General features: G+C 50.0%; 22 protein-coding genes. 10 read left to right on the top strand and 12 right to left on the bottom strand.

What is annotated here, in order from left to right:
• Nucleotides 1–129: 129 nt before the first annotated feature.
• The gene (locus ACYVJQ_RS05835; RefSeq protein WP_460892126.1) at nt 130–2,637 is read left to right on the top strand and encodes a TonB-dependent receptor; all 2,508 of its coding nucleotides are present in this window, start codon (nt 130–132) and stop codon (nt 2,635–2,637) included.
• 183 nt (nt 2,638–2,820) lie between these two features.
• A complete protein-coding gene (locus ACYVJQ_RS05830) occupies nt 2,821–3,108 on the top strand; it encodes a DUF1456 family protein (protein WP_460892125.1) in 288 nt (95 codons plus the stop codon).
• A gap of 286 nt (nt 3,109–3,394) precedes the next feature.
• Here the strand turns inward: ACYVJQ_RS05830 and ACYVJQ_RS05825 are convergent, their stop codons facing one another.
• The 8 genes from ACYVJQ_RS05825 to ccoS form a co-directional block, all read right to left on the bottom strand.
• Complete coding sequence (locus ACYVJQ_RS05825; RefSeq protein WP_460892124.1) at nt 3,395–4,294, bottom strand: universal stress protein; 900 nt, start codon at nt 4,292–4,294, stop codon at nt 3,395–3,397.
• Between the two features lie 40 nt (nt 4,295–4,334).
• The gene (locus ACYVJQ_RS05820) at nt 4,335–5,039 is read right to left on the bottom strand and encodes a sulfite exporter TauE/SafE family protein (protein ID WP_460892123.1); all 705 of its coding nucleotides are present in this window, start codon (nt 5,037–5,039) and stop codon (nt 4,335–4,337) included.
• A 4-nt stretch (nt 5,040–5,043) separates the two neighbouring features.
• On the bottom strand, nt 5,044–5,520 hold the full coding sequence (locus ACYVJQ_RS05815) for a FixH family protein (protein ID WP_460892122.1): 477 nt from the start codon (nt 5,518–5,520) through the stop codon (nt 5,044–5,046).
• A gap of 94 nt (nt 5,521–5,614) precedes the next feature.
• Nucleotides 5,615–7,015, bottom strand: a complete 1,401-nt coding sequence (gene ccoG / locus ACYVJQ_RS05810) for a cytochrome c oxidase accessory protein CcoG (protein ID WP_460892121.1) — start codon at nt 7,013–7,015, stop codon at nt 5,615–5,617.
• Between the two features lie 953 nt (nt 7,016–7,968).
• Entirely contained in the window at nt 7,969–9,186 is a 1,218-nt protein-coding gene (locus ACYVJQ_RS05805) for a c-type cytochrome (RefSeq protein WP_460892120.1), read from the bottom strand.
• Nucleotides 9,183–9,377, bottom strand: coding sequence for a hypothetical protein (locus ACYVJQ_RS05800; protein ID WP_460892119.1), 195 nt, complete (start codon nt 9,375–9,377; stop codon nt 9,183–9,185). Before ACYVJQ_RS05800 ends, ACYVJQ_RS05805 begins: the two co-directional genes overlap by 4 nt.
• Before the next feature lie 65 nt (nt 9,378–9,442).
• Nucleotides 9,443–11,629, bottom strand: a complete 2,187-nt coding sequence (ccoN, locus tag ACYVJQ_RS05795; protein ID WP_460892118.1) for a cytochrome-c oxidase, cbb3-type subunit I — start codon at nt 11,627–11,629, stop codon at nt 9,443–9,445.
• Complete coding sequence (gene ccoS, locus ACYVJQ_RS05790; protein WP_460892117.1) at nt 11,619–11,825, bottom strand: cbb3-type cytochrome oxidase assembly protein CcoS; 207 nt, start codon at nt 11,823–11,825, stop codon at nt 11,619–11,621. Before ccoS ends, ccoN begins: the two co-directional genes overlap by 11 nt.
• Nucleotides 11,826–12,365: 540 nt before the next feature.
• Between ccoS and ACYVJQ_RS05785 the strand changes: the two genes are divergently transcribed.
• Nucleotides 12,366–13,076, top strand: coding sequence for a DUF2927 domain-containing protein (locus tag ACYVJQ_RS05785; RefSeq protein ID WP_460892116.1), 711 nt, complete (start codon nt 12,366–12,368; stop codon nt 13,074–13,076).
• Between the two features lie 99 nt (nt 13,077–13,175).
• On the opposite strand, the gene ACYVJQ_RS05780 is transcribed toward ACYVJQ_RS05785, so the two are convergent.
• The gene (locus tag ACYVJQ_RS05780) at nt 13,176–14,273 is read right to left on the bottom strand and encodes a type I restriction endonuclease (protein ID WP_460892115.1); all 1,098 of its coding nucleotides are present in this window, start codon (nt 14,271–14,273) and stop codon (nt 13,176–13,178) included.
• A gap of 299 nt (nt 14,274–14,572) precedes the next feature.
• Nucleotides 14,573–16,030 carry a potassium/proton antiporter gene (locus ACYVJQ_RS05775; RefSeq protein ID WP_460892114.1) on the bottom strand — a complete coding sequence of 486 codons (1,458 nt, stop codon included), beginning with the start codon at nt 16,028–16,030 and terminating at the stop codon, nt 14,573–14,575.
• 160 nt (nt 16,031–16,190) lie between these two features.
• Between ACYVJQ_RS05775 and ACYVJQ_RS05770 the strand changes: the two genes are divergently transcribed.
• The 4 genes from ACYVJQ_RS05770 to ACYVJQ_RS05755 all read left to right on the top strand — a co-directional run bounded on the left by ACYVJQ_RS05770 (nt 16,191) and on the right by ACYVJQ_RS05755 (nt 20,014).
• Nucleotides 16,191–17,045: an SDR family oxidoreductase gene (locus ACYVJQ_RS05770; protein ID WP_460892113.1), complete on the top strand. Its 855-nt coding sequence runs from the start codon at nt 16,191–16,193 to the stop codon at nt 17,043–17,045.
• Between the two features lie 447 nt (nt 17,046–17,492).
• Nucleotides 17,493–17,882 carry a YybH family protein gene (locus ACYVJQ_RS05765; RefSeq protein ID WP_460892112.1) on the top strand — a complete coding sequence of 130 codons (390 nt, stop codon included), beginning with the start codon at nt 17,493–17,495 and terminating at the stop codon, nt 17,880–17,882.
• A gap of 354 nt (nt 17,883–18,236) precedes the next feature.
• Nucleotides 18,237–19,112: an outer membrane protein gene (locus ACYVJQ_RS05760; RefSeq protein ID WP_460892111.1), complete on the top strand. Its 876-nt coding sequence runs from the start codon at nt 18,237–18,239 to the stop codon at nt 19,110–19,112.
• Between the two features lie 263 nt (nt 19,113–19,375).
• Nucleotides 19,376–20,014 (top strand): hypothetical protein, encoded by a 639-nt coding sequence (locus tag ACYVJQ_RS05755; protein WP_460892110.1) that lies wholly within the window; start codon nt 19,376–19,378, stop codon nt 20,012–20,014.
• A gap of 59 nt (nt 20,015–20,073) precedes the next feature.
• Here ACYVJQ_RS05755 and ACYVJQ_RS05750 read toward each other — a convergent pair whose 3' ends face one another.
• Nucleotides 20,074–20,322 (bottom strand): hypothetical protein, encoded by a 249-nt coding sequence (locus ACYVJQ_RS05750; RefSeq protein WP_460892109.1) that lies wholly within the window; start codon nt 20,320–20,322, stop codon nt 20,074–20,076.
• A gap of 196 nt (nt 20,323–20,518) precedes the next feature.
• Between ACYVJQ_RS05750 and ACYVJQ_RS05745 the strand changes: the two genes are divergently transcribed.
• The 3 genes from ACYVJQ_RS05745 to ACYVJQ_RS05735 all read left to right on the top strand — a co-directional run bounded on the left by ACYVJQ_RS05745 (nt 20,519) and on the right by ACYVJQ_RS05735 (nt 22,871).
• Nucleotides 20,519–21,796, top strand: coding sequence for a PAS domain-containing protein (locus tag ACYVJQ_RS05745; RefSeq protein WP_460892108.1), 1,278 nt, complete (start codon nt 20,519–20,521; stop codon nt 21,794–21,796).
• 26 nt (nt 21,797–21,822) lie between these two features.
• Nucleotides 21,823–22,170 carry a histidine kinase gene (locus tag ACYVJQ_RS05740; RefSeq protein ID WP_460892107.1) on the top strand — a complete coding sequence of 116 codons (348 nt, stop codon included), beginning with the start codon at nt 21,823–21,825 and terminating at the stop codon, nt 22,168–22,170.
• A gap of 290 nt (nt 22,171–22,460) precedes the next feature.
• Nucleotides 22,461–22,871 (top strand): DoxX family protein, encoded by a 411-nt coding sequence (locus tag ACYVJQ_RS05735; RefSeq protein ID WP_460892106.1) that lies wholly within the window; start codon nt 22,461–22,463, stop codon nt 22,869–22,871.
• Between the two features lie 107 nt (nt 22,872–22,978).
• On the opposite strand, the gene ACYVJQ_RS05730 is transcribed toward ACYVJQ_RS05735, so the two are convergent.
• Nucleotides 22,979–23,521: a glutathione peroxidase gene (locus tag ACYVJQ_RS05730; RefSeq protein WP_460892105.1), complete on the bottom strand. Its 543-nt coding sequence runs from the start codon at nt 23,519–23,521 to the stop codon at nt 22,979–22,981.
• Nucleotides 23,522–23,562: the final 41 nt, after the last annotated feature.

Here is a 23,562-nt window from a genome sequence, read left to right as displayed (position 1 = left end):
TGTTAAACCATTAAAGAGACTCGCTGTCAAAGAGACTCTTATCTATTTGATTGTACACCTCGCCTGCGGTCAACAAAAGGATTTCCGCCTTTTGCTTTCCTATAGGAGAACCTGGTTTGCCTGCCATTTATGAAACAGCTTTACCTCCAAAGCAACCTTAGACTTTTGCTTTTCGCCCTGCTGGCGCTTGCCCCGGCGGTCGGTGCAGTGGCGGCTCCTGCCCCCTCCGATGCCTGGGTGCAAACCACGGGCGTTCCGGTTTCTGGCACCGTGGTAGACGGCGCCACCAAAGCCCCCGTGGGTTTTGCCACCGTGGCCCTGCATGACAAAGCCGGCAAAACCATCACCGGCGTGCCCGCCGATGAAAACGGAAACTTCACCTTCCCGCGCGTTTCGCCGGGTGACTATGATTTGCTCATTAGTTTTGTGGGCTACGTTTCTAAATTGCACCCCATCTCGGTGCCTGCCGGTACGTCTCCCCTGGCTCTGGGCCAGATAGGCCTGGCCTCAGACAGCAAAGCCCTGGAAGAAGTAGTAGTGACCGGGGAGAAAGACCTGATCCAGGAAACTGATGACGGACTGGTCTACAATGCCGAGAATGACATCACCAACATTGGGGGCACTGCCGCCGATGTACTCAAGAAAGTGCCCATGCTGGCCGTAGACATAGACGGCAACGTGGAGATGCGCGGCAGCCCCAAAATCAAAATCCTCATCAACGGCAAGCCCAGCACCATGCTGGCTGATAACCTGGCCGAGGCCCTGCAGCAGATACCAGCCGACATGATCAAATCGGTGGAGGTGATCACCAACCCGTCGGCGAAGTATGATTCTGAAGGCACCGCGGGCGTGGTGAATATCATCACCAAACGAAGCAGTATTGAGGGCATGACTGGGTCGGTGACCGCCACCACCGGCAACATGACCAACAGCCTGAATTCCAACCTCAACGTCAAGAAAAAGAAACTAGGGCTGAGGGCCAGCGTGGGCGGCAACTTCAATGACCGCATCGGCGACGCCGAGTCCGACCAGGTCTATTTCAAGGAGGAAAACCTCATCCGGACTCCCTCCAAACAGATTGAGCAGAACAGCACCTTTGAGAATGACGGCCGCTCGCTCTTCACCCAGCTGGCCACTGATTATGAGTTCAATGAAAAGAACAGCCTGAGCGCCAGCGTGCGGGTGAACGGGGCCGAAAACCTGAGTGACCGCACCCTTACCACCCGCCAGTTCACGCCTTCGGGCGAGGAGCAACCCAGTTCTTACCGGTTCAGGGACATTGACAATGAGGGCCACAACAGGGGCTTAGACACCAACCTGAACTACAAAAAGAAATTCGCCAAAAAAGGGCAGGAACTGGAGATGACGGCCAGCTTCAATAAAAACAGCCAGAAAAGTGACTATGCCCTGGTGGAGGACAACAACCTGGATGTGATTACCCGCCTGGAGGAAAGTGACAACCACAGCACCAGCCGTGAAATCACCTATAAATTGGACTACACCCACCCCATCTCCAAAACGAGCACCCTGGAAGTTGGCCTGAAAACCGAGCTGCGCCATTCCACCAGTGACTATGATTTCCTGTTCTCCAAGTCCGCGGATGTGCCTTTGAAACAAGACCCCATTCGGTCTAACCTGTTCAGCTATGATCAGGACGTATATTCTTCTTACTTCTCTTACACCTTGCGGGTGCAGAAAAAATACACCCTGAGAGCGGGCGGGCGGTATGAGTACACTAATGTGGGCGGTGATTTCAACACCAACAACATAGACACCCACCTGGACAAGCCGTTCAAGAATTTCATGCCTAACCTCATGCTCATGCGCAGCTTTGAGAACGGCAAGCGCCTGCGGTTAAGTTACTCTACGCGTATTCAGCGGCCGGCCATCAGTCAACTCAACCCCTACCGCAATGAGTCTAACCAGCTCAACATTCGGTACGGTAACCCAGACCTGGACGCCGAACTCACGCATAACACAGAGCTGAACTTTAGCTGGCTGCTTAAAACCACCAGCCTGAACGCCTCTGCCTACTGGCGCCAGACCAACAATGACATTGCCCATTACCAGTTCCCCATCAAGGAGAACAATGACACGCTTAACACTACCTTCGCTAACCTGGGCAAAAACGCCATTTATGGGACCAGCCTTTCCTCTTCCACCCGCTTTTCCCAGAAAGCCCAGGTAGGCTTGAACCTGAACCTCTTCTACAATGAGCTTAACAGCATGGTAGGCAAGAACCGCGTGAGCAAGGCCGGGTTTATGTACACCATGAGCACCAACGCCTCTTACCGCTTTGAGAAGGATTTCAGTGCGCAAGTGGCCGCCTCGTTCAACTCGCCGCGTATTTCGCTGCAGTCCCGAAGCACCTACAACTACTCCTACAGCCTGGGCCTGCGCAAGGAATTCTTTAAGCGCAAGGCGGGTGTGAGCCTGAACGTGGAGAACTTCCTGTTCAGCAATAACTCCATCAGGACCACGGTGAACAATAACAACTCAGACAATTTCAATGTCAATAACGTCTATAACCGCGTGGTGCGGGTAAGCTTCAATTACCGTTTTGGCAAAATGGAGTTCAAGCGGGAAAAAGCGCTGGAGAAACTGCAGGGTAAAAAGCCTGCGGCGAAGACGAATTAGCGCCGTTTGATTTTATAAGTTACCTTCCGTTTCGGGCCTGTTTTTCAAAAAACAGGCCCGAAACGCTTTTTAGGGGTTCCGATTTTTGATAAGGGCTGCCCCGTAATTTAACCGCTCTTGCCCAAAAGCCGTTGAATTGAGGCAGAAGGTTGTATTTTTGTTTTTCGCCTATAGATAAAGCCCATGACCAACAACGATATCATGAAGAAACTGCGCGTGGCGCTCCAACTCCGCGACGATGATATTATAGACATTTTGAAGCTGGTGGAGTTCAACATCACCAAAAGCGAACTGGGCGCCATTTTCCGGAAGGAGGACCACCCCAACTACAAGCCCTGCGGCGACCAGTTGCTGCGCAATTTCCTGAACGGCCTGGTTATTCACATGCGCGGCCCCGAAGACCAGAAAAAGCCCGCCGCCACTCCTGCCCCACCCCGGAAACCGCAGTCCTACCCGGCCCGCAAAAAATAGAGAAAGACTAAGTAGATAAAAGCCGTTTGGCGTTGTTTTCTTAAAAACAGCCTTAAAACGGCTTTTACCGTTTCTATCGCTCTCTCATGAAAAACCTGCTCCTGCTTTTGCTTGTAGGCTTCTCTGCGTTTGCAGACGGGTTTAAAGCCCGCCAGTTTACGCCTGAACGGGTAAAGATGGCGCCTGTCACCAAAATTTAGTCTCTTAAAAACCGATAAAGCCAGTAAAGCAGAAGCCCCGCCAAATGACGGGGCTTCTGCTTTCTGTTTCTCTGTGAGTTAAGTCCCTAAGCCACCTGCACCTTCCGGGAGATCACGGACTTATACTCCTGCTCAACCGGCAAGGCATCATCCTGGCAATGGAGGCAGCTTCCTGAGCAGGCCGTGATACGGGCCTGGTACAGATTCAGGAACGGCGTATTGAGGTGGTAAGCCCTGGTTTTGCGGTAATGCCCAGAGAAATATTCATGCACCAGGTGGGTGTCACGGGTGGCCATCACAAAAAGGTCCGGGGCATGGACTTCGGCAAAGTCGTTGAGCCCTTCCAGCAGGTCTTCCTCCTCCTGAAACACCACCGACATGGGAGCCTCTGGGAACTGGGTTTTTAGGCTGGCCGCCGTTTTCTGAAACTGGCATAAAGTCACCGTTTCTATTTTACGGTGCAGGTGCAGCAGGATAATAGACGCCCCGAAGGCCTGGGCCAGGTGCTGTATCTTTTGGATGACACTGGTGTCTATGTCGTCAAAATTTAGGCTGTAGGCAATTTTACGGAGCGGTTTAAAGGTTACTTCCTGCGGCACAATCAAAACGGGACAACCGGCAAACTCCTTCAGGGAAACCACATCGCCGGAGGCTTTATACCCCAGAAACGCCTCTGGGCTGGAAATAAGCAGGTCTACGTTGTGGTACTCCACCACAGAGGCCAGGTTCTCGCGCAGGTACCCGTTGCGCACCACGCAAAACCGGGTAATGGTATGGGAGGCCATAGGCATGTAGCGGTCTGTGAACGACCGAAGACGGGTCATGAGGTGACTCTGGAAGGTTGGGGTCAACACCTCTTCGCCGGCGCAGTGCAGGAGGACAAGGTCGGCTTTCAGGTAACTGGCAAACTGGCTGGCGTACTGAAGCGCGGCCACGCAACCTTCCGTGAAATTGAAAGGCAGCAGAATTCTGGGAGTTGGCTTCATGATAGGTTAAATTTTATAGATAAAAAGGAGGATTTTCTGATTAAGGAACATGACACACGGCGGCGTCTTGGGTAGTGGAAACCAATTTGGGGCTAAGGTAGGGTACCCCTAAGTTGAGGCCCCGCAGGATGAATAGCACAGCCAGGCAAGCGGCCACGTAAGGCACGGCATTGCGCATGTAAAAGCGCCACTGCGGCTTAATCACCTTACCAGACAAAGACACCAGCCACATAAGCGGCAACGTTCCCAGCCCGAATAGGGCCATATAGCCCACGGCCCCGGCCACCCCGGGCGCACTTACCGCCCCGGCCAGCGCAAAGTACACCATGCCGCAAGGCAACAGGCCGTTCAAGGCCCCAATGGTAAACATAGACCCCGCAGACGGATTCTGGAATTGCTTGCCAATGGCTTTTCTGAGCACGTTCCACCACCGGTCAGTGCCCAACCATTTAGTAAACCTGCCAGCTTTGAATTTGGGTAACAGTACCAGGGCCAGCATAAGCAGCCCAGACACAATAGAGATGGTTTGTTGCCAGCCGGCCAGGTGCAGGGTGCGACCCAGAAGCCCGGCGGCTAAACCTAAGGTAGCATAAGTAGCCACGCGGCCAAGGTTGTACAGGAGCCGGCCTCCCAGAAAGGAAGCGCCGGAACCCCTGCCAACAGGCAGCGCCATAGCAATGGGGCCGCACATCCCCACGCAATGAAAGCTACTGATAAATCCAATGACCAATCCTGCCCACAACATGGCGTTACAGGGTTACGTCCTGGGCCTGATAATATTCTTTTCCGTTTGCCTTGCCGGTGAGCTGCACGCGCCACAATCCTTTTTTCAAAGACGCGGTATTAATGTGCTGCAGGCCCTCTGCGGTCAGCTTTAAGGGCAGTACCACATCCAGCTTGGCATCTGAGGGCCGGAACAGGTGAATAGAGCCGGTAGCACCATTCAATTCTGCGGGGAACTGGATCACCAACTGCTCAGCGGCCGTTGCCGAGATGATGGTGATAGGGTTCTCCAGTCCCTGGGCCTGGGCCACCTGTTGCATGCGCTGCCCGTAGGCCAGCTCCTCAGCATAATATTCTTTGCTCACCAGGTTCACGTCACTTTGCATGGCCCCGTAGACCATGAAACCAATGTACCCGCCAAACAATAAAAACACAGCGGTAATGATGTAGGGCAACATAGAACGTTGCGCTACCGGGTTTGAAGTTGATATATGGTCAGACATCTTAGTTGCTCGCTATTGGTCATTCGTTACTCATCTTTGGGGAGAGGAAATTTCCTATTCACTCCATCTCTCCACTCTTCAATCACTCATTCTCTCAATGCCCCGGCCCCAGAAACTTAGTGGTCTCGGTGTCTATGAGTTCATCCCCGTGGTAAATGCCTATCTCTATTTTAGAGGAAGCAGATTTGATGCTGGCATTGGGGATCTCAGCGAAGAACACGCCTTCTACCAGGCCCTGCTTGGGCAATACCAACTCATTGCGCACTACCTTAATAGATCCTTCGCTGGAAAGTATCTTGAGGGTGACAGGCATCTCCTCATCGGTTTTATTGATAAGGGTGATGTTGTAGAGGTTGGTCACGGTCCCTTTCTCGGTTTGCTGGTAAAGCATTCCGGGGGTGCGCAGAATGGTCGCCTCAATATTGGAGCGGGTGGCCAGCAGAATGGCAAAGGCCGTAACCAGCACCACTAACACGGCGGTATAGGCCCGCATGCGCGTGGTAAACTTCCAGGGCTTCTTCTCCTCAATGCTTTCTTCGGTGGCTATCCTGATGAGGCCTTGCGGCTTGTTCACCAGATCCATAATGGAGTTGCAGATGTCTATACAGGCGGTGCAGTTAATACACTCCATCTGTTGCGACCCGTTCCTGATGTCTATGCCGGTGGGGCACACCTGCACACACTGGTGGCAGTCAATGCAGTCACCGTCGGTGCGTTCCTGGCCTTTCCTCAGTTTTCCTCTGGGTTCGCCGCGCTCATAGTCATAGGCTACGGTAAGGCTTTGCTTGTCTAGCATAACGCCCTGCAGGCGGCCATACGGGCAAACAATGGTACATACCTGCTCCCTGAACTTTGCGAACACCCAGTAAAACACCCCCGTGAACACCAGCAGGGAAACCAGGCCACCCACATGGTTCATTGGCGAGTCTGTGACGATCTTCTGCAGCTCGTCTACCCCTATAATATACGCCAGGAAGGTATGGGCAATAATAAATGACACTAAAACAAAGAGCGTGTGCTTTGCCGTCTTCTTGAAGATCTTCTCCTTGGTCCAGGGGGCGCGGTCCAGGGCCTTTTGGGCGGGGCCATCGCCTTCAATCCAGTACTCAATCCGCCGGAAGACCATCTCCATGAAAATGGTCTGCGGACAAACCCATCCGCAGAATACGCGCCCGTACACTACCGTAAACAGGATAATGAAGACCAGGAAGGCCATGAACCCCACCAAAAGGATGAAAAAATCCTGTGGCCAGAAAATACTCCCGAACATCACAAATTTGCGAGCCGGTATATTGAACATGAGCAAAGGCAATCCATTCACTTTAATGAAAGGCCCCGCAAAAAGTAAGGATAAGAGCAAATAGCTCACATACTTGCGGTACTGGTACAGTTTCCCGCTTGGCTTTTTAGGGTAAAGCCATACCCGTTTCCCCTCTTTGTCTACCGTGGCAATGGTGTCGCGGTAGGCTTGCGGGTCTTTAACGCTTGTACTCATAGTCTCTTACCGGTTGTGCGCCCGGCAGCGAGCGATGGTGTATTTAATCTGCGGGGCAGCTTCCTGCCTCTGCTGTTCTGGCTGCCGGGGCAGCCTGTAGGTTAGTTTTGTTTAGCTGTAAAAGCAGCAAAAACGCATTCTCACTAGTTTGATAGACCAGGCACTTTCAGGGCCAGGCCAATCATCGGGGGGCAACTAGCAGACACAAGGGCGGTTCCCTTTTCTGAGTATCTTCCGGTTGAAGTACTTTACAAAAGTAGGCACCTTCCCTGCCGCAGGGGATTGCCCTCGTCACCCACGAAAATGATCTTCGTCATCTTTTTGCAAAACAGCTTGCAAGGCAATTCCCGTTTTGAGCCTGTTTTCTAAAAAAGGTGCTCAAAACGGAAATCACTGGTTACTTCTGACCTGGCGCGAGTCTCCAGATTCGTGACGAAGGTTGCGGGTAATACAGCAGTGAAAGGACGCGAGGCTGGTCTTTATGCGTTGCTGGGTCTTGGTGGGTCTGGAACCCTCTCCAAGGGCTTGAAAAGTTGTGAAACAGCCCTGAACAAGAGTTACCCTTTATTACCGTGATTCCCCTGCAACAGCGCTTGCTCTAAAGACTTCGTAGTGTGCGCAGCTCCTACGAGTGACTATGCCAAGGGCTTTTCTAACGTGCATCTCTGTTGGTGTAACCCCCCCTCGCCCCCCTCAAGGGGGGAGTCTACATTTAGTATGCGGAATTGGATATTGTGAGACAAGCCCCGTTTTAAGCCTGTTTTCTAAAAAAGATGCTTAAAGCGGGGGTTTCCCATCTGCCAGGGACCAGAGTTTCTAACCACCACCCAGTCATACCCCTTGAATCGCCCTTCATAAATCAGCTACCAGCCTTAAAAAGCAAACGCCTCTCCCAGATAGGAAGAGGCGTTCACCCGGTTTTTCCAAAACACTTTTCTCAATTCACTAAAACACTATTTTTTCGCTTCCTGCTTTTCACCTTGCGGGGCTTTGGCGTTGGCGGGGTTGGTGCCCTGTATGCTGAGGATATAGCTGGCCACTTCCAGGATCTGGTCGTTGCTCAGTTTCTTTTGCCAGGCCACCATGCCTTTGCTGGTGACGCCATATTTGATGGTTTTGTATACCTGGTTCACGTCACCGCCGTGGAGCCAGAACTCATCTGTAAGGTTAGGACCAACGGTTCCCTGTCCTTCCTGGCCGTGACAGGCGGCACAGTTCTGAATGAAAGTGGCCTTACCGGCTTCCAGTTTAGGGGCGTCTTTGAGGGCCGTGAAAGTGGTTACCTCATTGGCGTTTTCCTCACCAGAGCCAGCCGGGTTAAGGAGAGCTGCTGTCTGCACTTCTGCGTCATATTCAGCTAATTGCAGGTCACCGCTCATGAACACGTGGTAATGGAGCAGATAGGCCACCCCGAAGACAATAGTGGCGTAGAACATGTACTTCCACCAGGGCGGCAGGTCGTTGTCAAACTCGAAGATGCCGTCATAGGTGTGGTCATCCATGAGCACGTCTTTGTGGGTACCTACAATGGTAGAGGTATCTCCGCGGAGCAAGCGCACCAGACGGGCCATGCTGGTCTGGCGCAGGGCCGGACGGTCATAGAACTCGCCTAAAATGGGCAAGGCCTGCATAAAGGTGACTACCATTACGGCCAGTACCACCAGCAATAAGAAGGCAATCAGACTGAATAACACCAGCGTGGTGCCGGGCAGGTCTTTCAGGCTGAAACTGGTTTCTGCCGGGGCAGTAGCGGTTCCGTCTTTTTTGCCGTCTTCGGGAGTGGCAACAGGTGGGGCAGCGGCCTCAGCAGGTTTTTCGCTTTCCTGCTTCACAAAGGCAATCACGTCTTTGATATCACCGTCTGAGAGCGAGCCCTCAAAGCTGGTCATGGGTATCTTGCCGAACTTCTCAAAGACTTCCACGGCCTGTTTGTCACCGGACTGGATCACTTTGGTGGAGTTCTTCACAAAGTTGATGATCCATTGCTCCTCGCGTCGCTTGTGCACGTCTTTGAGGGCGGGGCCCACCACTTGTTCTTCAATGCTGTGGCAGGCGGCGCAGTTCCCGTCAAATACGGCCTTGCCCTTTACGGCGTCCTGCGCGGCGGCAGGCTGCAGGGCGGCCCCGGCCAGAAAGACCGCCGACGCCAGGTAGAGTTTCAATCTTTTCATGACCGTAAATCAAGGGGTTGGGCAAATCCGTTTTCGTTCTGCAGCGGCATCTCTTTCATGCTCTGGATGTAGTCTTTCTTCACTACTACCACGTAGGCGATCAACCCCAGGAAGAAGAAAAAGAAGATGAGAAAGGAGATGATGGGGTATATGGCAATGCCATCTATGGACTGTAATATTTCTTTGTACATGATCTTACCTTTTGTGCCCACCGCCGGCCCTCCCCATAAAGACAGAGGACCGGTAGCAGGACTTATTATTTAGCTTCCTTCACTTTAATATCTGTCCCCAGACGCTGCAGATAGGCAATAAGAGCCACAATCTCCTTCTCTGGTTTCACCTCTATGTTCTCTTTGCGGAGATCAGCAGAGATTTCGCGGGCCTGACGCATGAGGTCTTCATTGGCTTTCTGGGCGTATCCTTCTTCATAAGGGGTGCCTAAACCAGCCAGCGTCTCAATCTTGGCCTCTGTAGTAGAGATATCCAGGTCTTTCTCAAACAGCCATGGGTAATTTGGCATGATAGAGCCCGGCGACATGGAGGTAGGGTCCAGCATGTGGTGGTAGTGCCAGCTGTTAGGGTACTTGCCACCTACGCGGTGCAAGTCTGGCCCCGTACGCTTAGAACCCCACAGGAACGGACGGTCATAGACAAACTCACCGGCCTTAGAATACTCGCCGTAGCGTTCAGTCTCTGAGCGGAACGGCCGCACCATCTGGGAGTGACAGTTCACGCAACCTTCTTTGATGTAGACGTCACGGCCTTGCAATTCCAGCGCGGTGTAAGGTTTCACACTGTCAATGGTAGGCACGTTAGATTCTACCAGGAACGTTGGGATCATCTCCACGGCGCCCCCAATCAAGATGGCTACGGTAGCGAACACGGCCATTTGTACCGGACGGCGCTCAATCAATCTGTGCCAGTGACCACCAGCGTGCGGGGTCTCGCCTTTGATAACCTCGGCAGGCATTAACGGGGCCGACTGGGCTTCTTCATTAGCCAGCAGAGAACCACTTTTCACGGTTTTGATGACGTTGTAGATCATCAGGAACACGCCACTCAGGTACAGCAAGCCACCAATACCACGCAGGTAGTACATAGGCACAATCTGCAGCACGGTCTCTAAGAAGTTAGAGTACTGCAACAGGCCTTCATTGGTGAACTGTTTCCACATTAAGCCTTGGGTAAACCCAGCCCAGTACATAGGCACGGCATAGAACAAGATACCCATGGTGCCTAACCAGAAGTGCCAGTTGGCCAGCTTTTTAGAATATAACTCGGTTCTGAAGATGCGGGGTAGCAACCAGTACAGGATACCGAAGGTCAGGAAGCCGTTCCAGCCCAGGGCGCCAACGTGTACGTGGGCAACTATCCAGTCTGTATAGTGGGCAATGGCGTTTACGTTTTTCAAAGACAGCAGCGGTCCTTCAAAAGTGGCCATACCGTAGGCGGTAATAGCTACCACCATAAACTTAAGCACCGGCTCTGTGCGCACTTTATCCCAGGCACCTCTTAGGGTTAAGAGACCGTTGATCATCCCGCCCCAGCTTGGGGCAATCAGCATCACGGAGAACACTACACCCAAAGACTGTGCCCAGTCTGGCAAGGCGGTGTACAGCAAGTGGTGAGGACCGGCCCAGATATAGATAAAGATCAAAGACCAGAAGTGGATGATAGATAATCTATAGGAATATACCGGTCTGTTGGCGGCCTTTGGCAGGAAGTAGTACATCATGCCCAGGTACGGGGTGGTTAAGAAGAATGCCACCGCGTTGTGGCCATACCACCATTGTACCAGCGCGTCCTGCACCCCGGCGTAGCCAGAGTAAGATTTCATGAACGTTACCGGTATCTCATAAGAGTTTACAATGTGCAGCACCGCTACGGTTAAGAAGGTGGCAATGTAGAACCAAATACCCACGTACATGTGGCGCTCGCGGCGTTTGATAATGGTCCCGAACATGTTCCAGCCAAACACTACCCATACCACGGTAATGGCAATGTCAATTGGCCACTCCAGTTCAGCGTACTCTTTAGAGGAAGTGAAGCCTAACGGGAGGGTAATCACCGCCGACAGAATCACTAACTGCCAGGCCCAGAAGTGGATCTTGCTGAGCACATCTGAATACATACGGGCTTTACACAGGCGTTGCAGCGAGTAGTACACGCCCATAAAAATACCGTTGCCCACAAACGCAAAAATAACCGCGTTGGTGTGCAGGGGCCTGATCCGCCCGAAGGTGGTGTACTCGGTGCCCATGTTCAACTCGGGGCGCGCCAACTGGAACGCGATGAGTACCCCAATGAGCATACCGGCTACCCCCCAGAACAGGGTGGCGTAGGCGAAGTCTCTGACAATCTTGTTGTCATAATAGAATGTTTCTACCGTTCGGACGCTGCCTTTCAGCGCCTCCCCGGGGGCTTTTAGAACCTCAGCTAACATGTGCGGTGTCCTCCATAGGTTTGGTTGAAATTGAAGTAAGTGATTGTTTTTGGGTTAATTCATTATCAAAGAGAATGCGAACGGAAGGTGTGTAATCATCCTCGTACTGGCCGGAGCGCACTGCCCACAGGAACGCTCCCAGAAACAGGACCGCTACCAGAATGCTGATGCTGATAAGTAAAAAAATGATGTTCATGGCACTACCCGTTTTAGCTCTTCCTGAACTGGACCAGCAGTGGCGTAGAGTAGTGAATGTGCTCTTATTACCGCTTGCCTAGTCCTTTCAGCGTTACAAAGGTCATAAGACAGGCGCGCGAAAAAGATGACGGAGGTCACTTTTAGGGGTGATTGATGTCAGAGTGGGAATGTGCAGGATGATTACCCTGCACCGTCAATAAGCAATAAAATAAGCAATAAAATATTATTCCGTATTAGTTAAATTATAATAAATCTTTTATTTTTGTTATCTGTTGGATATGGTGCCTCCTATGGTAAAGTCAATTGAGCTGATTTTTACGATAGATGACTTCCTTCACAAAAGGCAGGTGATCAAATAACTCAAAGTTGCACAGACTTAAGTCTTATTAGTAAGCGAAAAATCACACAAATGCTTTCATAGGTTAGCTAATCAACTATTATTGAAGCTTTAGCACCCAGGCTTTAACCAATTCAATGTTTTATTAAAGAAATCTTAATAATCACTTTTAACCCTCTTTTTACTTACAATCAAATCATTATGAAGAAAACGTTACTCCTACTCACCTTTATCTCTTTTCTATGTTCAGGATGTCTTACAGAGGAGGAAGAGGTTACCTCAGAACTTTCACAATATGATCATAGTGTGATCTCCTATTTCCAAGAGATTGCCCTAGGCTTTTTCTATGGGGGCAGTGATGAAATTACCAGAAGATGGGAAACTGATATCAAAGTTTATATTGAGGGAAACCCAACTGCTGATAACCTGAGCGAATTCCAAAAAGTACGAAATGAAATAAATAGCCTATCTACGAATGGGTTCTCTATAGAGGTAGTGACTGATAAAAATCAATCAAACACTACCCTATACTTTGGTAGTGTGGCCCAGTTCTCTGCGCTGTATCCGGCCTCCGCAGAGGTGGCAAGGTTGAACTTAAGGGCATTTTCTGTTTGGTGGAATGCTAACCAAGAGATAAATAAAAGCCTTATCTTCATTGATAATCAACAAGCCACTGCAGCCCAGCAGAAAAGTTGGACACGAGGAATGGTAACTGGCGCCATAGGATTAGGGCAAGTATCTCCCCTGTATCCTGAAAGTATTTTTTACTCCAAGGTACATACTAATGCAGCCTTTACTCAAATGGATAAAGATTTGATAAGACTTTTATACCATCCTAACATGCGCATTGGCTTACATGAGAATGAAGTAAGCGCAGTACTGGAAAACATTTTATTGAAAGAGAAAAAATAAGTAGAATTTTCTAAAGCAGTAATAATAATGGCTGTGGCCCTTAGGATATCCTAAGGGCCACAGCCATTATTATTTAACTTAATACTTAGCTCCTGAAATTCAATTAAGGATGACTGGCTTTAAATCATAACTCAAAGCGGTATTTATTAACTGTTCTGAATGCGCATATAGGTCGTCTAACGTTTGAATCTCATGTCTGGACTCTTTCTTCGTCTCATCAAATAGGACGACACTTTTCTTTGTACCTTCTAGATAAAGCCGGCAAATAGGACAACGGTTATTATTGTCTAAAAGGATTCCGAAATAACTCTGATTATCTCTATGATGCACTCTGTTGGCATCTACTTTTCCTCTGAGTATTGACCGGATGATATAAAAAGCCTCTTTCTCCATTTCAGTGGTCAGAATTTTACTTACCGGTTCATTAATCACTGGCTGCACTGTGGTATCTTCTTCTACCCGGGTTTGCACAAACCCTCTGTCCTCTTCGGAGGCAAGTGCTGATTTAAGCCTATCACTAATCATTTCACTGACCAGCCCATTAATAGACTTTTTAACCAGCCCGGTAAACTGCTCCATTACTTTTGAAGTCATGGGTCCGGACACAATCTGCTTTGCGAAATGCTTTACAAATGTGTCTGTTGGGCTTGCCATTTCCTCCAGCATTATTCTCTTAATTTCCTTAGCATACTTAAGCTCAGTGGCCGAACTCAAAATATTCTCCACGCTAAACTGAGACTTGTGGTATTTCTTCAATTCAAATATCACCTGCTCACTTACCTCTGTAATGTTGAACTCCCAAAAGGGTTTGTCATCCATTTTATTGGCTTCCACTAAGTCAGTATAGAATCTATAGACAATGCCATTGGTCAATATTCCAAAACGGGCAGCGGTTACATGGAAGTAGCGGTGTAACTGAGAATTATGTACGTCTAGCTTCTCTTTCCAATGCTTGCATTCAATAATTATGGAAGGGGCACCATCCTTGAAAATACAGTAGTCAACCTTCTCCCCTTTCTTAATTCCCAGGTCAGCGATGTATTCAGGCACCACTTCCATGGGGTTAAACACATCATACCCAAGGGAGGATATAAAGGGCATGACAAAGGCCATCTTTGTGGCTTCCTCGGTTTGAATTGATTCTTGCATGCGAGAAACTTTCTCGCCCAGGGCTTTAATTACATCTTGAAAATCCATTATTATATAGGTTAGTTATTAAATCTTAAATATTACATAAGATAGATATAATTTTCATTTTTCCATAAAGAATCAAAGAAATCTATGTTCTCGAATTCTCGCGCCTTTATATCATAAGAAGAATAATCAGGTTACCGCTTAACTTGGATTTTAAGAAACATGCCTTAATTACTCTTTTGAAAGAAAGAACCTAGAGGTCCTGGCAATAGTAGGGCATGTTTCTAATTACAGAGTACCTTAAGGGCTACTTTGGTTTGGACCTGTTTTCTGGAAAAGATGCTAGAAACGGTAATAGCCTTTTATTTTAAAGCTACACGTACGCGCTCCAATTCCTCCTCATTTTCTACCATGATCATGAGTTTGTCATCGGCTTGGAGCACCGTTGAGCCGTTGGGTGTGACAAAGGAGCCGCCCCGGTCAATGAGTACAATAAGGGCGGTTTTGGGCAGGCCTAGTTCTACAATGGGTTTGCCAATGGCCCGCCAGTCCTGGCCCATCTCTAGCTCTACCAGAGAGTTTTTAGACGCGTAGCCTCTTTCGGCGCCAAGGGCCAGCATCTTAAGTGAATGGTCCTGCTCACTCAGATTTAGCCAGTCTGCCACCACTTTAAGGGTAGTACCCTGTAGCATAATGGAGGTGAGTACAATAAAGAAAACTATGTTAAAAATCATCTCTGCGTTATGCACCCCTGCCAGTATAGGGTACATGGCAAACACAATGGGCACTGCCCCCCGCAACCCTACCCATGACACATACACCTTATCCCTAAAGGAGGTCTTGAAGAAAGACATACCCAGAAAAACACTTATTGGCCTGGCCACAAAAATCAGGAACAAGGAGATTAAAAGCCCAGCTCCGGCCACGGGTACAATCTGCGACGGAAACACCAGCAAACCCAGCGTGAGGAACATGACAATCTGCATGAGCCAGGCCAGACCGTCATAAAAGCGGGTGAGGCTGCCCTTGTGCAGAAAGTTGCTGTTGCCCAACACCACACCAGAAATATACACCGCCAGAAAACCGTTGCCCTGAATGAGGTTGGTAAAGGAAAACGTGAACAGCAGCATGGCCAGCATAAGCGCCGGATACAGCCCCTCCTGCTGCAGCTTTATCTTATTGGTTACCCAACCCTTTAAACGTCCCATGGTGAAGCCGGCCACTGCCCCTATGCTCATCTGAAGAAAAAACATGGGTACTAGTTGCCAGATGCTGGCTCCCTGGCTCGTGATCAAAAACGTAAAGCTCACCGTCAGGAAATAGGCCATAGGGTCGTTACTACCAGACTCCAGTTCCAGGGTTGGGCCCAGGTTGTTCTTCAACGCTATCTTGCTTGACCTGAGAATAGAGAACACCGCGGCAGCATCTGTAGAAGACACTATGGCCCCCAGCAATAACCCCTCCATGAGCGAGAAATCCATTACGTAGGTGGCATATAAACCTACCAGTATGGCCGTGATGAACACGCCCAGGGTAGAGAGCGCTATGCCCCGCCACAAAATGGGCTTGGTGGCTTCCCAACGGGTATCCAACCCGCCCGAAAAAAGGATGATGGTCAGGGCTATAGTACCCAACGACTGGGCCCTCCCGAAATCATCAAAGTAAATGCCGCCAATTCCTTCAGAACCAGCCAACATGCCCACGCCCAGAAACAGGGCCAGCGCGGGTATACCAAACCGGCCCAGGTTTCTGCTCAGGAAGATACTCAGGAGCAACAGCAACGAAGCCCCCAACAGTAATTCTTCAATGGTAAACGTCATAGGTACAGGCTGCATGTAGAATCCTTCTTTACGGCTTGCCCCTAGTAGCCGTTCCCCCAGAAATATGAAGAAAAGCCTCAGCGCTTTTTCGGGCACGTCCCGCCTTCACTTTAGAACTAAAACCGTACATTAAATCTACCATGTAAACCAAACCAACACCATGAACAAAATAGCCATTACCGGAGCCACCGGCCATTTGGGCCACCTTATCATTTCCAAACTGAAAGATAAATCACCTGACGCCCAGTTAGTAGGTCTGGTACGATCTAAACAGAAGGCCGCAGACCTGGGCGTAGAAGCCCGTGAAGCCGATTATGACAAACCAGAGACACTTGGACCAGCACTGGAAGGCGTAAATACCTTGCTTCTGATTTCAGGGAGTGAGGTAGGCAAACGCGCCGTGCAGCATAAAAACGTGATTGACGCCGCCAAGAAAGCCGGCGTGAACTGGATTGTCTATACCAGTCTCCTGCACGCCGACAAATCTTCCCTCAGCCTGGCCGAAGAACACAAGGCCACCGAGGCTGCTCTGAAGGATTCTGGCATACCGTACACCTTGCTGCGCAACGGCTGGTACACTGAAAACTACACCGGTTCTATAGGCGGGGCACTGGCCGGGGGAGCATTCATTGGTAGTGCGGGAGATGGCAAAATCTCCTCAGCGTCGCGTGCTGATTATGCAGATGCCGCCGTGGCTGTGTTAACGGGCCAGGGACAACAGGGCAAAGTCTATGAACTAGCCGGAGATAAAGCGTACACGCTCCATGACCTGGCCGCCGAGATCTCGCGCCAGACGGGCAAAGAGATTCCCTACAAAAACCTTCCGGAAGAGGAATACGCCGCCGCGCTTGCCAGCTTCGGGTTGCCGCAGGGGCTGGCCCAGGCTATTGCCAGCTGGGATGTTTCTGCCTCTAAAGGAGATTTGTTTGATGACAGCCACCAGCTTTCCACCCTTATTGGGCACCCTACCACACCTATGGCCAACACGGTGGCTGAGGCATTGAAAAGCGCTTAAAAGAACCCGGTCACAACACGTATTCCTTTGAAAGCCCTGCGGGGCTTTCATTTTTTCTACCCGCACAGGTATTGCCAGTGAGGACTTACATTAAAGGCAAAACAGAAAGGTAATAGCCACGCCGTTGGTGCTATTGGCCATAAACTCAGGCCTTCTCCCGCACTAAAGCAAATAAAGAGTGATGAGGTTTCTAATTCTGTTGTTTATTGCTACCTTCCTAAAGGCAAGCAGAACACAGGTTTTTCCTAGCCTTTGGGCAAGGCGTAAGGCCAATTGCCATTTACCTTCAGCTAACCCGAAGGTATTTTTTACCACGCTTATTTGTTTGAATCCTATTGGACACTCGGTGGGGAGCGACGCAGATAACCTTACAAGGCCGTCGGCAAGGCTCCTGGTATTTTGGCGCTCACATGCAATTATTCACTAATTCTCTCTTCTCCATCACTTATGGAAGCGATTAGCACTGACCTTACTGAAGAAATCAAGAGCCTGAATTCAAAATTTATCCATTTGTACAGCCAAGGCAACACTGCCGCGGTAGCTGATCTTTATACTATTACCGCCTTGCTCATGCCCGCCGGCCAAGATGTACTTAAGGGCCGCGAAGCTATTAGCCAGTACTGGCAACATGCCCTGGAAACGGGGGTAAAGGATATTTCCTTAGAAACCGTAGAAGTGGAACAACTAGACTTTACCGCCATTGAGCTAGGTACCTTCGCCCTCAAGGGAGAAGGGGGCCAACCCATTGACCAAGGAAAGTATATGGCCGTCTGGAAACGCGAGAATGGCCACTGGAAAATGCAGAAAGACATTTGGAACAGCAACCAACAGTCATAGTCTAGTCTACCCAGATCCGGTCTTGGACTACCGCCCTGGATCAGCCTTTCTCCAGAAAAGGAAGGTTGGTTCAGGGCGGTGGCGTGCCTGGCCAGTGCTCCTCCCTAAGGCGAAAGAAAAATTTATCTCGCTCTCAAAAATAGATAGCAAAGCCTTCTTCGTTTTACGCTGTAGCCGTAAAACCGTAGTATGTATTCAAATAGCCCAGAAACATAGCCAAATTGTCTAACTTGTTATTGGCTTTTGCACGTACTGTGGGTTTCAATGACGTAATTTGGCCCGTTATCCAACTCCTTCGCCTAATATAGCCATGATAAGGAACGGCGCGTTTGCGTTCTATACTAGCAATTTAAAATGAAGAACAGGTTCCTCTCTTTAGTATCTATACCCCTGCCAGCCGGCGGCCAAACCAATGCCCAATTAGGCCAATTCCCTGGGGCTTCACTCCCTTTCAGTTGGAAGCGGGGCGGTTCTACTCAGGTACTGCTGATTGCTATCCTGCTTTTGACAGTTCTGCTGGCTCCCCAGGCCTCTCAAGCCCAACGCACCCGCCAAACTACCAGTAATAGCGTCCTGCGGCTTTTCAAGGTCTCTAACAAGCTTACTTTTTCCGGCGGCGCGGGTGTGGTGGTCATGAACAGTGATTATGCCGCAGATGACAGAAGCACTAAAAACCTGCTGCAGTCCAACGGCTTTGGGTATACGGCTGGGTTGGGCGCTATCCGGCAAGTCACCCCCTACCTCTCGGCCTTAGCCAACGTAGATTTCTTTCAGGTCAAGGGGAAGCAAACCTTTACGCTGGACCAGAAAGACCTCAACTTCAACTCTTCTATTGTGACGGCTACCGGCTCTGTGTCTATGCACCTGGCCAGCCGAAACACCCTTAACAATTTCTACAACCGGTCTTTTCAGGGAGCCTTGGTGATGGTGCCCTACATCAAGGCCGGCGTTGGCCTGGTAGGCTATGATGTGGCCACCAATGAAGAAGTTGCGGAAGGTACTGAAGCCAAGCAATACCCGGCTATGGCCTTAGTCATCCCTATTGGCGGAGGCGTGCGGTTCAGGTTAAGCGAGGAGTTCAGCCTAGCCACCGACCTTACCCTTTCCATGCCGTCAACAGATTTCCTGGATAACCGCCAGGGCACCAATTCTTATCTGGGGTCAAATGATAAGTTTGTGAGCTTTACCGTAAAGGCGCTATACACGTTACCCAAGAAAAGCGTGCGGTAGGCAGGTTTGCCCTGGCCAGGAATTTCGAAAGCGACTAAGAAATCTCTCTTTAAAAATCCAAAAAGCGTTTCGGGCCTGTTTTCCAAAAAACAGGCCCGAAACGCTTTTTACTGCCATTACAGGAAAGGATTGGTGCGGCGGGCAGGATAGAATCAACTCAGGCTTCTTCTGAATTTCCTTATTTGGCTTTGTGGGGTATAGGTGCTTATATTCAGCTATTAGAAAAGCTATATACCATATTCCATCCTTTAAGCCATCTTGTTATGTTGTCTCGCGCGCTCTTTACCTTACTGCTGTTTTTCTGGCTGTCCTCAGTATATGCCCAGAAGTGGATTCCTCCGGTGCCGCTGGTGGCTAATGCCCAGTTACAGAGTATTGCCAAACTCAGTTACCATGACAGCCTCAAGACCTACGTGATAGAATTCAATCCAGAGTTGGCCCAACAAGTAGGGCCATTTGTGACCGCCTTTCACCAGGCCCATGAATACGGACACCTGCAAAGAGGCCACGTCAATAAAAAGAAATTGAACAAGCAAGGCACCGGCATGCTGCAGCTTAACCAAGACATGGAAATTGGCGCTGATATTTATGCCACCGAGTACCTGTACCTGCAAGACAAATCCATTCTGCTCAGCATGCTGGATTACCTGCACACCAGCGCCCAGGAAGACTTGTTGCATTACCCGCGTAAAGCAAGGGCCCACCGCCTAGACCAACACCTACAGACCCTCTCTGCCTACTCTACCCAGAATGTGGCCTGCAGACATAAGCTGCATTATGAGGATGAATCTGCGTGTACCCATTTATCCTCTACCGGGCGCCCCCTGCATGGCTCAGACGTCACTCCTTGCCTGCATGTTACGCACCCTGAAGGCGACAATGTAAAGGTGCGGAACCAATAACTGCTTCTTGCCGCTTTTGCCACAGATAGGGTTTACCAGTTGCTGTAAAAACACCGATTTTAGCAGTCACAGGTAAAGTCGCGGGAGTTGTAGTGGGCAGAGGCCACGTCGCCTACTTTCACCAATTGGTGAAAGGGAATTTCCTGCCCGGTGACCAGTTCCAGCACCGGCCCTTGCTCCTTGTCCTCCATTTTCTTGATCATGGACGTAACGGTCAGGTAGTCATTCAGATCGGTTACGTATTGTATCTTCAGGAACTTCTTTTTCTGCATGGCTTCTGTGACCGCGTCCAGTAGGGGCTTATCCATTTTAAGTAATGCTTAGGGTTTATAGGGTATACGCCTGCCGTGTTTTAGGTTTGTTTTCTCAAAAACGGGCTTAAAACAGGAAAGGCCATTTCTTCTTTTTTTTATGGGATTCCTTCCATTTGAAAACTTTTTGAGTTCTTAGGAGTTAGTTTCTCTCATACTGTTTATTTACCCCTAACTGCCCAACGCTCCCCTCATGGATTTTTCAAGAATCTTCCAGAAGGCCCCAGACAACTATGTGGTGCTTTCTCCTGATTACATTGTGCTGGCTGCCACAGAGGCTTACCTAAAAACCACCCTGCGCACCCTGGAAGAGATTAAAGGTCGGCATTTTCTGCTGGAGGCCTACCCAGACAAAGACTATTCTTATGAGGAAAACCCTGTAAAACTGTCCTTGGACCGGGTAGTTGCCACCAGGCAGATAGACCACATGGACCTGGTGCGCTACCACATTGCGCGCCCTGCCCAGGAAGGCGGCGGATATTATGAAAGTTTCTGGGAGGCCTCCCACACCCCTATCTTAGACGACCAGGGTACCCTGCAGTACATTGTGCAGAAAACCGAAGACGTGACCGAGCGTGAACTGGCCAAGCAGGCCCAGCAGGCCAGCGAGAAGAAGTTCAACATCATGACCGATACCATTCCGCAATTGGTGTTCACCTTCACGCCGCAGTTGCAGGTTACGTACGTGAACAGCCGCTGGGAGAAATACACCGGTTTCACTGCCCAGCAGGCGCTCCAGGCAGACTATAACTGGGAAAACGTAATACACCCCCAAGACCTGCCCGATGTTAAAAGCAGGTTGGAGGAGACTATTGCCAACAAAAAGGAACTGCAGATGGAAGCCCGCTTCAAAAACCATGAAGACGCCTACCGCTGGTTTCTGTGCCGCATAGTTCCCGTGCTCACCAAAGATGGGAGCGCCATTGAAACCCTGGTGGGTTCCTGTACAGACGTGCATTCAACCAAACTCATGGTGCAGGAGCTCCTGGAGTCAGCGGAGCAAATGTCGGCATTGGCAGATCAGGTGACGTTTAATCATAAAAAGGCCGAAAGCCGGCGCCTTACCCTAGAACGCCTTATCATGCAGGCGCCCGTTTTCTTCTGTATTCTCAGTGGCCCCACCCACCGCTATGAACTGGTCAATGAGAAATACCAACAGTTACTGCCTAACAAAGAATTGCTGGGCAGAACCGTGCTTGAGGTAGTACCAGAGGTAGAGGAACAAGGCCTTATTGCCGTGCTGGACAACGTCTATAACACCGGTGAGACCTTTACGGCTAACAACATTCTGATTAAAATTGACAAGCACAATGATGGTGTCTTGCATGACCTGTACGTTTCCTTTGTGTACCAAGCCATGTATGACGAAGAGCAAAAGATCACAGGCATTTTGGTCTGCGGCTATGAAACCACAGAAAGCATGTTGCTAAAACAATCTACCCAAGGTCAGGCAACGCCAGGCCAGGAATAAAACGACGAGGTACTTTATACCAGAACATGAATACCGCCCAGGTAGATTTTCAGCAGCTTCGCATCAAGCACATCTTATATAAGTCAAAAATACGGTCTGCGCTGTACGGCGGGGCGTATGATGACGCGTTTTTCTCGGCCTCGGGCCCGGTGAACATGTGGTTCACCAACGTAGGGCAAGCCACCTACCACCGCGAGGCAGAGTTACAGCAGCTTTCCCTCTTGCAAAATGAACTTAACAGAACCGCCAGGCAGTACATAGACCTTTACCAGGCGGGTAAAATAGATGAGGCCCATGAAGGCCTTGAGAAAGTAGAGGCCCTCTCAGAGAAATTTTTGGACTTGCTTTCCAAAATGGAGCAGAGACTCCGGTAGTCACCCCCAACTTATCTCTAAAAAGGGAACGCGCTTTTGGCACGTTCCCTTTTTTCTTGGCTTTTCTGGTAGGTGTTGTGGGTTCTCTTTTCCTGGGTGGCGTTATTGGAAAGGCAAGAAAAGACACTTGCGTTTTAGGCCTGTTTTCCTGAAAATGGCATCAAAACGCAAGTGCCCAAATACCCCTTTCCTGCCTGAAGGTCAACAGGTTAACAACTAACTCTCTAAAAAAGGGCTCGTATCTCTTAAAGTAAGTAATACTTCACCAGTCAAAACTAAACCAAAACCAGATGGACAGAATCTTAGGAACTTACGCCCCCCAATTCTATGCCCTGCTACGCATTGTGGCCGGTATCTTGTTTATGGCGCACGGCACCCAAAAGCTGTTCGGCTGGCCCGGAGGCAGTCCGCCCGTTGAAATAGCCTCCATGATGGGCGTAGCCGGGATTATTGAGTTGGTGGCCGGTTTCCTGATTGCCATTGGGTTGTTTGCCAGTTGGGCCGCATTTATTGCCAGTGGTGAGATGGCGGTGGCTTACTTTATGGCCCATGCCCCCAATGGCTGGGCACCTATCCTGAACCAGGGAGAACTAGCGGTGCTCTACTGCTTTCTGTTTCTCTACATTGCCTCACAGGGAGCAGGTATCTGGAGCGTAGACGCCGCCAGAGGCAGTAGACTGCGGTCTGTGGTACGGCCATAGCCCTTTCCTACCAACCATGGCCCGTGTATATGCCAATTTTCATGGGTCAAACACACGGGCCATGGTTGGTAGGAGCCTTTTTTCTCAAGGCGCTGAAAAGAGGTGGCTTATTTTTGAAGGGCTTGCTGCACCTCGGGGCTCAACGGGGAAACGGCCGGGCCGAAGTAGTGGGTCAATACACCATTTTCATCCAGCAGGTACTTACTGAAGTTCCAGTCTGGCTCATGCTCATTCCAGCCGTTTTGGCGCGCATCTGACAACCAGTTGTACACATGGTTCTGGTTTTGGCCTTTCACCACCACGCTTTTTTTAGCCAATGGAAAGGTGACGCCATAGTTCACCTGGCAGAACTGTGAAATGTCAGCGTCATTGTCTTTCTCCTGTTCCTTAAAGTCATTGGCCGGAAACCCGATGATCACCAAAGAGTCTTTTTTCTCTTCATGGAGTTGCTGCAGTTCCTGGTACTGCCCGGTATAGCCGCAGTTAGAGGCAGTATTCACCAACAGCACTTTTTTGCCCTTCAGCTGGCTGAAATCCAGAGGCGTACCGTTGTTGAGAACAGTGGAGAGCTGGTAAAACGGCTGCGCCGGCCTTACCTTTTTATCGTTTTTTAGCACCCTGCCCTTTGCGGTTGCTTTAGACAAGCGCATAATAAGTGGGTACAGCGTTTTAAGTATTCGTTTTTTCAGAT

Source organism: Rufibacter soli (assembly GCF_054781795.1).
Note: the sequence above shows the minus strand (reverse complement) of the source record. Positions and strands in the feature narration are given on the sequence as shown.